This window comes from Streptomyces sp. NBC_01433 (assembly GCF_026340105.1).
In the GTDB taxonomy this organism is placed as follows: domain Bacteria; phylum Actinomycetota; class Actinomycetes; order Streptomycetales; family Streptomycetaceae; genus Streptomyces.
Window position 1 is genome coordinate 3,076,929 of record NZ_JAPEPM010000001.1, and the last position, 14,646, is coordinate 3,091,574.

Here is a 14,646-nt window from a genome sequence, read left to right on the forward strand (position 1 = left end):
GGCGCGGCACACACCATGTGTGCCGCGCCGTCCGCGTAACGGATCCGCCGGGCGTTCAGAGGCGCTCGGGCGTCCGGATGCCGAGCAGCTTCATGCCCTGGTGCAGCGTGCGGGCGGTCAGCTCGACCAGGAACAGCCGGTTCTCGACGACCTCCGGCGGGTTGTCCTCGCTGAGCACCTGGCACTGGTCGTAGAACGTCGTGAGGTGCGACGCCAACTGGTACAGATACGCGGCCAGCTTGTGCGGCTCGTACCCGGCGGCGACCTCGGCCAGCACCTCGCCGAACTGGTCCAGATGCAGGCCCAGCGCGCGCTCGGCGGGGGCCAGCTCCAGCTCCGGGTGCGCGACCGGCTTCGCGTCCCCGGCCTTGCGCAGGATCGACCGGATACGCGCGAACGCGTACTGGAGGTACACCGACGTGTCGCCGTGCAGCGACACCATCTGGTCCAGGTCGAACTTGTAGTCCCGCACGGCGGACGTGGACAGGTCCGCGTACTTCACCGCGCCGACGCCGACGTACCGGCCGTTCTCGACGATCTCCTCCTCGGACAGGCCCACCTTCTCGGCCTTCTCCCGGACCACCGCGGTCGCCCTGGCCACGGCCTCGTCCAGCAGGTCCTCCAGCCGGACCGTCACGCCCTCACGGGTCTTGAACGGCTTGCCGTCCTTGCCGAGGACCGTGCCGAACGCCAGCTGGTGCGCATGGACGTCCTCGTTCAGCCAGCCTGCCCGGCGGGCCGTCTCGAAGACCATCTTGAAGTGCAGGGACTGCCGGGCGTCCACGACGTACAGCAGGGTGTCCGCCTTCAGGTTCCGCACCCGGTCGCGGATCGCGGAGAGGTCGGTGGCCGCGTAGCCGTAGCCGCCGTTCGTCTTCTTGACGATGAGCGGGACCTTGTTGCCGTCCGGGCCCTTCACATCGTCGAAGAACACGCACAGGGCACCCTCGGAGCGGACGGCGACGCCCGTCTCCTCCAGGATGCGGCAGGTCTCTTCGAGCATGTCGTTGTAGCCGGACTCACCGACGATGTCGGGGTCGCGGATCTCCATGTCGAGCTTGTCGAAGACGGAGTAGAAGTAGATCTTCGACTCGTCGACGAACCGCTGCCACATGGCCAGCGTCTCCGGCTCGCCCGCCTGGAGGGCGACGACCCGGTCCCGGGAGCGCGCCTTGAACTCCTCGTCGGAGTCGAAGAGCGCCCGCGACGCCTTGTAGAGGCGGTTGAGGGAGGACATGGCGGCTTCGCCCGCGCTGCTGTCGCTGTCGCTGGTGCCGTCGGTGCCGTCGGTGCCGTCGTGGCCCTCGACGTCCTGGTGGCCCAGCTCGTCCGGGTGCTCGATCAGATACTGGATGAGCATGCCGAACTGGGTGCCCCAGTCGCCGATGTGGTGACGCCTGACGACGCTCTCGCCGGTGAACTCCAGGATCTGGACCATCGCGTCGCCGATGACCGCCGACCGCAGGTGACCGACGTGCATCTCCTTGGCCACGTTCGGCTGGGCGTAGTCGATGACCGTGGTGCCGGCGGTGAGGCTGAGCGGGACACCGAGGCGGCCCGCGCCGTCCGCGGCCCGTGCGGCGAGCGTCTCGATGATCGCCCGGTCGGTGAGCGTCACGTTCAGGAAGCCGGGGCCCGAGACCTCGATGTCCTTGATCAGACCGGTCTCCGGGAGGGCGGCGGTGACCTGGGACGCCAGCTCGCGCGGGTTGCCCTTGAGCTTCTTGGCGAGGGCGAGGATGCCGTTGGCCTGGAAGTCGGCCCGGTCGCTTCGGCGCAGCAGCGGGTCCGCGGTGCCGGCCTCCGGCAGGGCTGCCGTCAGGGCGTCCGCCAGCTGCTGCTGGAGCGTGGAAGCGAGGGAAGTGACCGATGCCATGGCCTGGCTGCCGTTTCCGTAGGGGTACAGGGGATCTCCCGAGTATCCCACGTGGTGTAAAGCCGTTTTCGCGCTGTGGGCGGTACCTGGGAGAATGGGCGGTGCCCCCGATGGGACCTACACGAGAGAAGGACGTGCCGACCGTGGCCGAGAGTCAGAGCAGCACCGAGACCGACTGGGTCTCCCGCTTCGCGGACGATGTCATCGCCGAATCGGAGCGTCGTGCGCCTGGCAAACCGGTCGTCGTCGCCTCCGGCCTCTCCCCGTCGGGCCCGATCCACCTCGGCAACCTCCGCGAGGTCATGACCCCGCACCTGGTCGCCGACGAGATCCGCCGCCGTGGGTACACCGTGCGGCACCTGATCTCCTGGGACGACTACGACCGCTATCGCAAGGTCCCGAACGGGGTCCCCGGCGTCGACTCGTCCTGGGCCGAGCACATCGGCAAGCCGCTGACCTCGGTGCCCGCCCCGGCCGGATCGGCGTACGCCAACTGGGCCGAGCACTTCAAGGCCGCGATGACGGGCGCGCTGGACGAGCTGGGCGTCGAGTACGACGGAATCAGCCAGACGGAGCAGTACACCGCCGGTACGTACCGCGAGCAGATCCTGCACGCGATGAGGCACCGCGGTGACATCGACGCCGTCCTGGACCGCTACCGGACGAAGAAGGACCCCGGTGCGGCCGCCGGTGCCGGTTCTGGTCCTGCGGGCAAGGGCGGGAAGAAGCCCCAGCAGCAGAAGAAGGTCGACGAGGCCGAGCTGGAGGCCGCCGAGGGCTCCGGCGCCGCCGACGAGGACGACGGCAGCGGCAGCTCGGCGGGCTACTTCCCGTACAAGCCCTACTGCGGCAACTGCGAGAAGGACCTCACCGTCGTCACCTCGTACGACGACGACAGCACCGAGCTGAACTACACCTGCTCGGCGTGCGGCTTCGCCGAAACGGTTCGGCTGAACGAGTTCAACCGCGGCAAGCTCGTCTGGAAGGTCGACTGGCCGATGCGCTGGGCGTACGAGGGCGTGATCTTCGAGCCCAGTGGCGTGGACCACTCCTCGCCCGGCTCGTCGTTCGTCGTCGGCGGCCAGATCGTGCGCGAGGTCTTCGACGGTGTCCAGCCGATCGGCCCGATGTACGCGTTCGTCGGCATCTCCGGCATGGCGAAGATGTCCTCCAGCAAGGGCGGTGTGCCCACCCCGGCCGACGCCCTGAAGATCATGGAGGCGCCGCTGCTGCGCTGGCTGTACGCCCGCCGCAAGCCCAACCAGTCCTTCAAGATCGCCTTCGACCAGGAGATCCAGCGGCTGTACGACGAGTGGGACTCACTGGGCCGCAAGGTCGCCGACGGCTCGGTGCTGCCCGCCGACGCCGCCGCGTACGCCCGCGCGATCGGCACGGCCGCCGGTGAGCTGCCCAGCACCCCGCGCCCCCTGCCGTACCGGACCCTCGCCTCGGTCGCCGACATCACCGCCGGTGCCGAGGACCAGACGCTGCGCATCCTCAGCGAGCTGGACCCGGAGAACCCGCTGACCTCGCTGGACGAGGCCCGCCCGCGCCTCGACCGCGCCGAGAACTGGATCACCACCCAGGTCCCGGCCGAGGCCCGCACCATCGTGCGCGACGAGCCGGACAAGGAACTGCTCGGCTCGCTGGACGAGCAGGGGCGCGAGTCGCTGCGGCTGCTCCTGGAGGGGCTGGACTCGCACTGGTCGCTGGACGGGCTGACGACGCTCGTCTACGGGGTGCCGAAGACGCTGGCCGGTCTGGAGCCGGACGCCAAGCCGACGCCCGAGCTGAAGACGGCCCAGCGGTCGTTCTTCGCCCTGCTGTACCGGCTGCTGGTCAGCCGGGACACCGGGCCGCGACTGCCCACGCTGCTGCTCGCCGTGGGAGCGGACCGGGTGCGCAGGCTGCTGGGCGCGTAGGCGTCGCGTTTCTCGTACGAAAACGAAAGGGCCGTCACGCCGGAAACCGGGGTGACGGCCCCTTCGTCGTTGGCGCGCGAGGTGCTCGGCCGCGGGACAGCCGTTACGCGATGTGCTCGGCTTCCATCTCGCTGTCGAAGCGCTTCTTGAACTCCGGCATCAGCCGACGGAGCAGGGACTCACTGTCCGGGTGGTGCACGTTGTGCCCGTCCGTGAGGTGTATATCCAGGATCTCCAGGCTCGGGTAGCTCTGGTTCTGGTTGGTGTACGCCGCGTAGACCTCGTACGCGATGCCCACGAACTCGGCCTCGGCCTCGGCCAGCTGGGCGGACTGCGCCGCGTCGGGCTCCTGGTCCTGAGCCTGCTGCTGTGCCTGCTGCTGCCTCTGCTCCTGCTTTTGCAGAAGCGGCGGCTGGGACTGCTGTTGCTCCTGCCGGCCCTGCTCCTGGTCCTGCTCCTGCGCCTGTTGCTCCTGCGGCTCTCCGGCCGTCGGCTGCGGTTCCGCGGCGCGGGGGTGGGGGACCGCGCCGATCGTGCCCACATTGCCGAGCGGGCGGGTCCGGCCACCGGGGCCCGACGGGATCATGACCGGGATGGGCTCCAGGCCCTCGACGTACGTCGGGTTGTACGCGCTCTCGTGCGCGTTGTCCGGGACCTGCGGGGCCGCGAACCAGGGGCTGTCGTGGGAGCCGGGGCCCTGGTGCTGCGGGTACTGCTGTTGCTGCTGGAGTTGCTGCTGCTGAACCTGCTGCTGGTGTTGCGGGTGCTGCTGGGGGTGCTGCTGCTGTTGCGGGTGCGGGGCGCCGTACTGCTGCTGCTCGTAGCCCTGCTCGTGCTCCTGCTGCGACGCGTACGGCAGCTCGCCCTTCGGCTGACCGGCGTCGACCGGCGGCAGCAGGGCGGGCTCGATACCCGCGGCGGCGAGTCCGGCGGGGGCGGTCTCGGCGAGCGGAACGCCGTACTTCGCCAGGCGCAGCGGCATCATGGACTCGATCGGGGCCTTGCGGCGCCAGTTGCGGCCGAACCGGGCCTGGAGCCGGGCCTGGTAGATCAGCCGGTCCTGTTCGAGCTTGATGACCTGCTCGTAACTGCGCAGCTCCCACAGCTTCATCCGGCGCCACAGCTTGAACGTGGGGATGGGGGAGAGCAGCCAGCGGGTGAGGCGCACGCCCTCCATGTGCTTGTCGGCCGTGATGTCCGCGATCCGGCCCACCGCGTGGCGGGCGGCCTCGACGGAGACGACGAACAGGATCGGGATCACGGCGTGCATGCCGGTGCCGAGCGGATCGGGCCAGGCGGCCGCGCCGTTGAACGCGATCGTCGCGGCCGTCAGCAGCCAGGCCGTCTGACGCAGCAGCGGGAACGGGATACGCATCCACGTCAGCAGGAGGTCCAGCGCCAGCAGGACGCAGATGCCCGCGTCGATGCCGATCGGGAAGACGATGGCGAAGTCCCCGAAACCCTTCTGCTCCGCCAGCTCGCGCACGGCGGCGTACGAGCCCGCGAACCCGATCGCGGCGATGAGCACCGCACCGGCGACGACGACCCCGATGAGTATCCGGTGCGTGCGTGTCAGCTGCATCGCGGCCACCCGCGATCCCCTCCCCGATGTCTTTCTCCGCCCGGATTTCGACCTCCGGCGCGGGCACAGCCTGGCACATGCGTGCGGGTCGCGTTGCGCGGGGAGGGGCGAAGCCCGGTCCGCGGGGGCGGACCGGGCTTCGGAAAAGTGCCGCTGGGCAGGGCCGTTCGGGCGCCCGGCGGCTTCTTGCCGGGCCGTCGGACCGGGCCCCGGGTGACTAGTGCGTGGTCTTCGCGGACGGCTTGCGGGTCGTCTTCGGGTTGGCCTTGTCGCCGGAGCCGGACTTGGCGTCGTCCTTGGCGTCGGTCTTGGCCTTGGGCTTCGTCGAGGGGCTGCCGGTGGTGGTGGAGGGGGCCTCGGAGCCGTCGGCGCCGCCGACCGCGGCGACCGCTTCCTTGGCCGCCTTCTCGGCGCCCTTCAGGATGTCCGAGGCGGAGGGGGTCTTGGCGCCCGCGTAGCCCGCACCGTTGTAGGTGAGGGTGACGACGACGTTGCCCGTACGCGCCACGACCGTCGCGTACTTGAAGTCCTCGCTCGTCTTGGTCAGGCCGTACGTGACGGCGGTTGCCTGCTCACCGATGCCGGTGACGGGGGCCGTCGCGAGCTTCTCGGCGCCCTCGCTCGCCTGGGCCTTGACGATCTGCTTCGCGTAGTCGTCCGTGGCGCGCTTGGCGCCGCTGCCCAGGGCCTGGTCCGAGTCGAAGCGGGTGAAGCCGACGTCGAGCCAGCGGTACTGCGAACCCTTGACGCCGTTGTCGTCCAGACCGTTCCAGGAGCAGCTGCCGCGGGACGTGAGGTCGCTGGACTTGCCGGCCGTGCCGCCCTTCTTCTTGGCCTTGGGCACCAGGTCCTCGATCGTCTTCTTGGTGATCGAGGTGCACGGGTCGGGCAGGGCGTCGAACTTCGCCGCCTCGACGGTCGCCTTCGACTTCTTCGCGCTCGGGGATGCGGCCGAGGAGGAGCCCGAGTCCTTCTTGCCGTCGGAGTCCGACGAGCAGCCGGCGGCTACGAGCATCACCGGAACGGCGGCGCAGGCGAGTATGCGGGACAGTCGCGGGGCTGATCGGTGCATGGTTCCTTCACTCGGATGGCACGGAGATCTCGGTCGTGCGGGCGGGCGGTCTCTCGGCGGGCGGCCGGTCGGTGGGGGTTGCCGGTCGGTGGGGGTGCTGCCGGTCGGTGTGGGTGGTGCCGAAGAGCCACGGTACGACGGACGGGGCCCGGATGCCGCCACGGTCACGGACCCCGGCGGACCGGAATCCGCCCTCGCGGCGGCGGCCGCGACGGGTCTACTCGCTGAGCCCCTCGGCCAGCGTCCGGGCCAGTGCCTGGGCCTTCTCCTGGAGTTCCTTGCTGTCGGGCACCTCGGTGACGAGGGACGGCTGCTCGGTGTACTCGACGGTCACGATGACGTTCGATGTGCGGAATACCACGCTTACGGTGCGGTGCTGTGCGGTGGAACCTGCCTGTGTGAGCAGATCGTCCAGAAACGCGGTGTCTCCGAGGTGGTCCAGGACGCGCGGCCGGAGGTCGTCGGTGTCGCTCCCGCCGCCGGTGGAGGCGTCGGTGGCGGGAGCGGACGGGGTGGTGGGGGTGCCGGAGGGGGTGACCGAGGCCTTGTCCTTTTTCGCCGTCTCCTCCTCCTTGTCCTTCTTCTCGTCCTCGTGGGGCGCGGCGGCGGTCGGCAGGTCGGCCGCGTTCTCCCGCTGCGCGTACACGTCGCGGGCGCGGTCGTCGTCGCTGACGGCGGGGTCGTACGACACGACGCGCTCGAAGTCGATGACCAGGTTCCGGGACCCGTCCGGGGCCTCGGCCTTCCACGTGCAGCCGACCTTGCGATCGGTGTCATAGGTGACGGACGGGGCGCCCTGGAAGACCTTCTCCTGCTGGTCCTGCGGCAGTTCGGCGGTTCCGGGGAGCAGGTCCTTCAGCGTGCCGGGCGGCACGGCGCGGCAAGCCTCGGGCAGCGTGCGGTACTTGCCGGGGGGCGCGGCCGAGACCGTGGGGCTGCCCGGCTTGCTGTCGGCGTCGGCAGCGTCGCCGTCCGAGCCGGAACTGCAGCCGACGACGAGCGCTGCGAGGAGCGCGACGCCGGGTACGTACGCCATGTGTCGCACGGTCCCAGGCTCCCTTCGGTACGAGAAAACAGGTTGCCGCTCGGAGGCGGCCGATGGACACAATGTGTATCGCACGCACCGCTGTGAATGCCGGTCGGCCGACTCATTTGCCGATCTTGGCACCGGTTTTGCGCTTTCAGTCTTTTCGGGGGAATCGAGGGGTTATGTCGTACGTAGAGATACCGGGGGCGAAGGTTCCCATCCGAATGTGGGCCGACCCGGCTTCGGTCGAGGACGTCGCGATGCGCCAGCTGCAGAACGTGGCCACGCTGCCCTGGATCAAGGGCCTCGCCGTGATGCCCGACGTCCACTTCGGCAAGGGCGCGACCGTCGGCTCGGTGATCGCGATGCACGGCGCGGTCTGCCCGGCGGCGGTGGGCGTGGACATCGGCTGCGGCATGTCCGCGGTGAAGACGTCCCTGACCGCCAACGATCTGCCGGGTGACCTCTCGCGACTGCGCTCGAAGATCGAGCAGGCCATTCCGGTGGGCCGGGGGATGCACGGCGAGATGGTGAACCCGGCCTCGCTGCACGGGTTCGCGACATCGGGGTGGGACGATTTCTGGGGGCGGTTCAATGGGGTCGCCGATGCGGTCAAATTCCGTCAGGAACGCGCCACGAAGCAGATGGGAACACTCGGGTCCGGCAACCATTTTATTGAATTCTGTCTCGATGGGACAGGTTCGGTCTGGCTGATGCTGCACTCCGGATCCCGGAACATCGGCAAGGAACTGGCCGACTTCCACATCGGCCAGGCGCAGAAGCTGCCGCACAACCAGGGCCTCGTCGACCGTGACCTGGCCGTCTTCATCGCGGACACCCCGCAGATGGCGGCGTACCGCAACGACCTCTTCTGGGCGCAGGAGTACGCGAAGTACAACCGCGCGATCATGATGAAGCTCTTCCAGGACGTCGTGCGCCGGGAGTTCAAGAAGGCGAAGGTCGCCTTCGAGCCCGAGATCAGCTGCCACCACAACTACGTCAGCGCCGAACGCTACGACGGCCTCGACCTGTTGGTCACGCGCAAGGGCGCGATCCGCGCCGGAGCCGGTGAATTCGGGATCATCCCGGGCTCCATGGGAACCGGCTCGTACATCGTGAAGGGCCTGGGGAACGAGAAGTCGTTCAACTCGGCGTCGCACGGTGCGGGACGCCGGATGAGCCGTGGCGCGGCGAAGCGGCGCTTCTCCACGAAGGACCTGGAGGAGCAGACGCGGGGCGTGGAGTGCCGTAAGGACTCCGGTGTCGTGGACGAGATCCCGGCCGCTTACAAGCCGATCGAGCAGGTCATCGATCAGCAGCGGGACCTGGTCGAGGTCGTCGCGAAGCTCAAGCAGGTGGTGTGCGTCAAGGGCTGACGGCGCCCCGTCGGTCCTCGGGCCTCGGCCCGTGGCCCTCAGCGCTTGACCTCGCCCCGTCGGGTCGGACCGTCCGGTGGACCTTGGAGTTGGAGGCCTGGGCGCGGGGGCGGACCACCAGGAGGTCGATGTTGACGTGGCTGGGGCGGGTGATGGCCCAGGTGATCGTGTCGGCCACGTCGTCGGCGGTGAGGGGGGCGTCGACGCCCGCGTAGACCTTGGCCGCCTTCTCGGTGTCGCCGCGGAAGCGGGTGGTCGCGAACTCCTCCGTCTTGACCATGCCGGGGGCGACCTCGATGACGCGGACCGGGGTGCCGACGATCTCCAGGCGCAGGGTCTCGGCCAGGACGTGTTCGCCGTGCTTGGCCGCCACGTAGCCGCCGCCGCCCTCGTAGGTGGACAGGCCCGCGGTCGAGGTGAGGACCACGATGGTGCCGTCGCCGCTCGCGGTGAGGGCGGGGAGCAGGGCCTGGGTGACGTTCAGGGTGCCGATGACGTTCGTCTCGTACATCTGGCGCCAGTCCGCCGGGTCGCCGGACGCGATGGGGTCGGCGCCGAGCGCTCCGCCCGCGTTGTTGACGAGCACGGCGAGGCTGCGGAACGCGGTGGCGAACTCGTCCACCGCGGCGCGGTCGGTGACGTCCAGGGCGTACGCCGTCGCCTGGTGACCCGCCGCGGTGATCTCGGCGGCGAGCGCCTCGATGCGGTCCTCGCGGCGGGCGGTGAGCACGACGCGGTAGCCGGCGGCGGCCAGCTGCCGGGCGGTCGCGGCGCCGATGCCGCTGCTCGCGCCGGTGATGACGGCGATGGGGGTGGCGGCCATGGCGATCTCCTCGGACAGCTGATCGGTACGGGCCAAGGATAGGCAGGCCGGTGCGGACGGGTTCCGGCGGCCGCGCGGACGACGGAGGGGGGCCGTCCGCGGCGGGTTTCAGCGGCCGCGCGGGGCGTACATGATCAGGGCCATGCCCGCCAGGCAGACCAGCGCGCCGATGACGTCCCAGCGGTCGGGGCGGTAGCCGTCGGCGACCATGCCCCAGGCGATCGAACCGGCGACGAAGACCCCGCCGTACGCGGCCAGGATGCGGCCGAACTCGCCGTCCGGCTGGAGCGTGGCCACGAAACCGTACGCGCCCAGGGCGATGACTCCGGCGCCGATCCAGATCCAGCCCCGGTGCTCCCGTACTCCCTGCCAGACGAGCCAGGCGCCACCGATCTCGAAGAGGGCGGCGACGACGAAGAGGGCGGCGGAGCGGGCGAAGAGCATGGCGGCAGAATTTCATGAGCTGGGGCCGCGCCCATGCCGCGGGTGGTCTGCGGGCGGTCCGCGGGCGGGCCATGGGTGGGCCGCGCCCCGGCTGTGCGTGGGCTGTGCGGGTTGCTGCGGGCGCGTCGGATCGGTCATTAAATAGGGGGAATTCGGCGTTATCGGTATGTTCCGGGCATGGTAGTGACGCGTAGAGCTCTGCTGGTGCTGTCCGCAGCCGCGGCGATGGTCGCGACGGCCGTGATCCCGGGGGCGGGGACGGGCGGTTCGGCCGCGGCCACCCCGGTGGCCCCGGGCAGGGAGGCGGGGCCGCAGGCGGACGTCTCCCACCACGGTCACGTCTCGCTGAGTGGCGACCGGCTCGGGGTCTGGCTCCGGAGCGAGAACCGGGGTCCGGCGGATCTGACGGACGCGACGGTACGGCTGCGCTTCTCGGATCCGTTCTCCGCCCCGCGGGGGCTGCCGCCGGGCTGTCTGCGGGGCGGCAGCCGGGCGGTGCTGTGCGGGACGGGGGCGCTGACCGCGGACGGCCAAGAGCGGCGGACCGCTTTCGATCTGCGGCTCGCGGGCCGGCCCGCCGAGGTGGTCGTGCGCATCGACACGGTGTGGAACGGGGGTGCGGTGGACCGCGACCCGCGGAACAACGTGCACGAGGTGCTGGCTCCGTCCACCGGCGACGCGTACGTCTTCTGAGCCGGTGGGCCGCTGTCGGGCGTCGCCGCGCCGCCGACGTTGCTACGCCGCCGTTCCGCCGAATTCGCTTACCGCGTCCGCGACGATCGACTCCAGGTGGCCGTGGTGGGCGCCGCGCCAGTACACGCGGGCGCACTGGGTGCACTGCGCGAACACGTCGTACGCCTGCTGCGTGCCGTGCTCCAGCCGGGTGCTGACGGAGTCCTTGTCGGCCTCGGCCAGCGTCCCGTTGCACGCGGTGCACCGCGTCCACGGGGCGAGGACCGGCGCGAACCTGCCCAGTACGTCGCGGAGTTGTTCCTGGGGCCGGTCGCTGTAGACGTAGGCCCCGGCCCAGATCTCCCGCCGCCGCAGCAGTCCGCGGTCCCGGGAGAGGAGGACCCGCTGTTCCCGCGCCGACAGCGTGGCCAGCGCCGCGTCGCCGATGTCCTCGTTCTCGTACGCGGCATCGATGCCCAAGAGCCTCAACCGCCGTGCGAGCGTGCCGAGATGGACGTCGAGGAGGAAGCGGAGGGGGGCGCCCGGGACCTGCTGGGGGCGTTCCACGGCGCGTACCTCGATCAGTTCGCCCGCTGCCGGAACGTGCGAGGGGGGTACGGGGCGGCCGTCGACGAGCAGCCGGCCGGCCTCGGTGAGCGGGACGCCGAGCGATTCGATGACATGGCCGAGCGTCGAGGCGCCGTCCGTGGTGACGGCCGTACGTCCCCTGCGGCGTTCATGGGCGACGAAGAGCCTTAGTTCCGGGGCGACTTCGAGGGCGATCTCGGGTCCGTTCACGCCGTCAGGATGCCACTGGGGGGACGTGGGCGGCCAGGGATTTGCGGGGAGGGCGCAGGGCGCGTAGTCGGTCGGGGAGGCGGACGGTGGTGCAGGGGCCCGGTCGTTCCCGGGAATGCCCGGCGAGGTTCGCCGTCCTTGTCGCGCCGGGCCGGGACCGCCGGTGGGGCGGGTGGGCGACGGGCGGACAGGTCAGCCGAAGATCATTCTTCGGCCAATGAATGGCTGAATATGACCGAATGTATGTGCATAGGGGCGTGTGGGTGTGCGTGTGGCATTCGGCGTGCGGTGGTCGGCGGGGCGGGTGCGCGGAGGTCCGGCCACTTGGTGAATACACCGTGTTCGCGCGGCGGGCGCGGGGGAGAGTGGATTCACCGTACGAGCCAGTGACCGACCCAGGACAAGGAGATCTCCGCATGCATGGGGCGCCGGGTGAAGGAACCGTATTGGCCACCCCGCCGGAGCTGGCGGCCGAGCCGCTGGTCCGCGCGGTCACCGAGGTGGCGGTCGGCGTGCTGCGGCCCCTCGCCGAGCGGACCGCTCAGGAGGGCGTCACCCGCTCGCACCTGGACGCCCTGGCCCGCTGCGGTGCCCACGGTCTCGCCGACTACCGGCCCGCCCCCGGCAGCGGTACGTCGCGGAGCCGGGTGACCCGCGAGGTGCACGAGATCCTGTCCGCCGTCGATCCCTCCACCTGGTTCGTGTTCACCCAGCACTACGCCCTGGTGAAAGCGCTGGAGAAGACCGCCAACACCGAGCTGAGAGACCGGTGGCTGCCCTCGCTGCTCACGGGCGGGACGCTGGCCACGGCCGGGTTCGCCTACCTGCGGCACCCGCGTCCCCCGGTGACCGCGGAGGAGACCGACGGCGGGTGGCGGCTGCGGGGGCGGGTGCCGTGGATGACCGGCTGGGGCATTGCGGACGTGGCGATCATCGGGGCCGTCACCCCGGACGACCGGGCCCTGTTCGTACGGACCGGCTGCGCGCCCGGCAGCGGGCTCGTCCCGGTGGGGTCGCAGGCGCTCTGGTCGATGGAGGGGACCCACACCGCGTCGGTGGAACTACGGGATGTCGTCGTACCGCCGGAGGACGTGATCTCCCTCGCGCCCCGGTCGGACTGGGCCCGCGACTACGACCTGGAGAACGCGAACTGTCACCCCGCCGTCCTCGGCCATATCCGCGCCGCCGTCGACCTGTTGCTCGCGTCGGCGCCCCGCGCGGGCGCCCCGTTCGAGACCCTTGCCCACCGGGTGGCCGAGGAGGCGGTCCTGCTGCGCGCCGAGTCGTACGCCCTGCGCGACGACCTGGCGCCCGAGGAGGAGGTCGCGGCCCGGATCGAGAACCGGGCCGCGATCCTGGACCTCGGGGTCCGGGCGGCCACCGCCTGTGTCGCGGCGACGGGGGGCCGGGCCGTCCAGTTCGGCAACACGGCGGGACGGCTGGCCAGGGAGGCGCAGTTCCATCTGATCCAGGCGCAGACTCCGCAACTGCGGGAGGCCACCGCCCGGCGCGCGCTTCAAGGCTTCTGATCCAGGGCCTCTGATTCAGGATTTCTGATTCAAGGCTTCTGAGGTGACACGCCACGTCCGCCGGGACCGCCCGGACCGTCGGCACCCCGCCCGGCCGCTGCGGTGCGGCGGAATTCGGCGTTTATGCGCTGGGCTTCCTCAAGTTGGTCCTCAAGGATGACGATGCGGCAGGCGGCGTCGACCGGGGTGCCCTGGTCGACGAGCTCACGGGCGCGGGCGGCGATCCGCAACTGGTAGCGCGAGTAGCGCCGGTGGCCGCCTTCGGAGCGGAGCGGGGTGATCAGGCGGGCCTCTCCGATGGCACGGAGGAAACCGGCCGTGGTGCCGAGCATCTCCGCCGCCCGGCCCATCGTGTAGGCGGGGTAGTCGTCATCGTCCAGTCGGCCGCCGAGCGGATTATCCGCTGTCATCTGCACCTCTTCTTGGGAACGCGTCGAGGGGCCCCGATGCCGTACGGCACCAGGGCCCCGAAGGAAATTCAACACCATCTGCCGACGCTAGTGCCGCGCCGACCTCCTGTTTCCGCGGTTCGCCCTGGAGAAGGGCGGGAGTGCGGGGATCGCGATTGCGGTGACCGGGGACCACCTTCCGTTCCGGGGTCTTGCGGTACCCGGGCTGCGTACTTCTCACCCGGGCGATCCTGATGGCGCCTGCTTCCTCCGTTCTTCCCTCTGGCGTTCTTCCTCTGAATCAACGTTCTGCTGAACCGGTGGTGCCCGGCGGTGCCCCCTGCAACTGCGGGCACCTTGCCCGGCAGACCGTCCCGCCGCCCGCTTGCGTGGCCGGGCGGAGGACCCGAGTGCCGAACTCCTCGGCGCGTGCGCCCGAAGGCGCCTCCGCCGAGATACCGCGCACCACCGACTGCCCGGCAGTTCGTGTCTGCCGGACCCTTCGTGTTCTTGGCTACGAGAGAAACCATAGCCGCGCCCATCGCCAATGTCTATCCTCGCGAGGACAGATTTTGGCGGGCTGGAGGTGTAGATAGTTTGACTCCAGTGATGGGGCACCCTTCCCGTGTCTCCCCGTTGCACACCTGCGCCGCGCGATCCGGCGGGCCTCCGGAATAGACTCGGCTCTCATGTCGAAGCCTGACGAACTGCTCGTTGATGTCGCCACGATGGTGGAGTCCGGACAAAGCAACCAGATGTCCCTGACCGTGGTCGTCGGCGGCACAGTCATCACCGGCCGCCTGGCTCCCGAAGCGGTGTGGAGGCGGCGTGTCGCGGAGGTGCTGACGGATTCGGCCCAGCTGGGCGAGTTCTCCGGCACCTTCACCGCGTCGGCCTCCGCCGCGTCCCCCGCGTCGGCCTCCGCCCCCGTACGCGCGGACGGACCGCCCACGCACCTTCACTTCCACGTCGCCCGGATTCTGCAGGGCACGGTGGGGATCCCGGAGACGGGCGGGATGTACCGCGTCTCGATCGAGGACGTCGGTGCCTGGACCGTGGGCGACTTCAGCTACCAGTGATCCACCGGCACGAAGACAGCCGGACGAGAAGCGATGAGGGCTCGGCCGACACCTGTC

Annotated in this window: 12 protein-coding genes and 1 pseudogene; 5 read left to right on the forward strand and 8 right to left on the reverse strand. The window is 70.3% G+C overall.

Annotation, left to right across the window (positions count from 1 at the left end; all coding sequences use genetic code 11):
• Nucleotides 1–55: 55 nt before the first annotated feature.
• A complete protein-coding gene (argS, locus tag OG413_RS13880) occupies nucleotides 56–1,876 on the reverse strand; it encodes an arginine--tRNA ligase (protein ID WP_266805554.1) in 1,821 nt (606 codons plus the stop codon).
• 134 nt (nucleotides 1,877–2,010) lie between these two features.
• On the opposite strand from argS, the gene lysS reads away from it, so the two are divergent.
• On the forward strand, nucleotides 2,011–3,798 hold the full coding sequence (lysS, locus tag OG413_RS13885; RefSeq protein WP_266810133.1) for a lysine--tRNA ligase: 1,788 nt from the start codon (nucleotides 2,011–2,013) through the stop codon (nucleotides 3,796–3,798).
• Nucleotides 3,799–3,901: 103 nt separating this feature from the next.
• On the opposite strand, the gene OG413_RS13890 is transcribed toward lysS, so the two are convergent.
• The 3 genes from OG413_RS13890 to OG413_RS13900 all read right to left on the reverse strand — a co-directional run bounded on the left by OG413_RS13890 (nucleotide 3,902) and on the right by OG413_RS13900 (nucleotide 7,488).
• On the reverse strand, nucleotides 3,902–5,389 hold the full coding sequence (locus OG413_RS13890) for a DUF2637 domain-containing protein (protein WP_266805555.1): 1,488 nt from the start codon (nucleotides 5,387–5,389) through the stop codon (nucleotides 3,902–3,904).
• A 208-nt stretch (nucleotides 5,390–5,597) separates the two neighbouring features.
• On the reverse strand, nucleotides 5,598–6,452 hold the full coding sequence (locus OG413_RS13895) for a DUF3558 domain-containing protein (protein WP_266805556.1): 855 nt from the start codon (nucleotides 6,450–6,452) through the stop codon (nucleotides 5,598–5,600).
• Between the two features lie 217 nt (nucleotides 6,453–6,669).
• Nucleotides 6,670–7,488, reverse strand: coding sequence for a DUF3558 domain-containing protein (locus OG413_RS13900; protein WP_266805557.1), 819 nt, complete (start codon nucleotides 7,486–7,488; stop codon nucleotides 6,670–6,672).
• A 173-nt stretch (nucleotides 7,489–7,661) separates the two neighbouring features.
• Between OG413_RS13900 and OG413_RS13905 the strand changes: the two genes are divergently transcribed.
• Entirely contained in the window at nucleotides 7,662–8,855 is a 1,194-nt protein-coding gene (locus OG413_RS13905; RefSeq protein ID WP_266805558.1) for an RtcB family protein, read from the forward strand.
• 67 nt (nucleotides 8,856–8,922) lie between these two features.
• Here the strand turns inward: OG413_RS13905 and OG413_RS13910 are convergent.
• Both OG413_RS13910 and OG413_RS13915 read right to left on the reverse strand, forming a co-directional pair.
• Nucleotides 8,923–9,678 (reverse strand): annotated as a pseudogene (locus OG413_RS13910) (SDR family NAD(P)-dependent oxidoreductase); the annotation flags it as partial.
• Between the two features lie 108 nt (nucleotides 9,679–9,786).
• Nucleotides 9,787–10,122, reverse strand: coding sequence for a YnfA family protein (locus tag OG413_RS13915; RefSeq protein ID WP_073725575.1), 336 nt, complete (start codon nucleotides 10,120–10,122; stop codon nucleotides 9,787–9,789).
• Nucleotides 10,123–10,299: 177 nt separating this feature from the next.
• Here OG413_RS13915 and OG413_RS13920 point away from each other — a divergent pair, with 177 nt between their 5' ends.
• Nucleotides 10,300–10,815 carry a hypothetical protein gene (locus tag OG413_RS13920; RefSeq protein ID WP_266805560.1) on the forward strand — a complete coding sequence of 172 codons (516 nt, stop codon included), beginning with the start codon at nucleotides 10,300–10,302 and terminating at the stop codon, nucleotides 10,813–10,815.
• Between the two features lie 42 nt (nucleotides 10,816–10,857).
• On the opposite strand, the gene OG413_RS13925 is transcribed toward OG413_RS13920, so the two are convergent.
• A complete protein-coding gene (locus OG413_RS13925; RefSeq protein WP_266805562.1) occupies nucleotides 10,858–11,592 on the reverse strand; it encodes a Mut7-C RNAse domain-containing protein in 735 nt (244 codons plus the stop codon).
• Between the two features lie 446 nt (nucleotides 11,593–12,038).
• Here OG413_RS13925 and OG413_RS13930 point away from each other — a divergent pair, with 446 nt between their 5' ends.
• Entirely contained in the window at nucleotides 12,039–13,121 is a 1,083-nt protein-coding gene (locus OG413_RS13930; RefSeq protein WP_266805564.1) for an acyl-CoA dehydrogenase family protein, read from the forward strand.
• A gap of 29 nt (nucleotides 13,122–13,150) precedes the next feature.
• Here the strand turns inward: OG413_RS13930 and OG413_RS13935 are convergent, their stop codons facing one another.
• Nucleotides 13,151–13,531: a MerR family transcriptional regulator gene (locus OG413_RS13935; RefSeq protein WP_266805566.1), complete on the reverse strand. Its 381-nt coding sequence runs from the start codon at nucleotides 13,529–13,531 to the stop codon at nucleotides 13,151–13,153.
• A 668-nt stretch (nucleotides 13,532–14,199) separates the two neighbouring features.
• Here OG413_RS13935 and OG413_RS13940 point away from each other — a divergent pair.
• Entirely contained in the window at nucleotides 14,200–14,589 is a 390-nt protein-coding gene (locus tag OG413_RS13940) for a hypothetical protein (RefSeq protein ID WP_266805568.1), read from the forward strand.
• The last annotated feature ends 57 nt before the right edge of the window (nucleotides 14,590–14,646 follow it).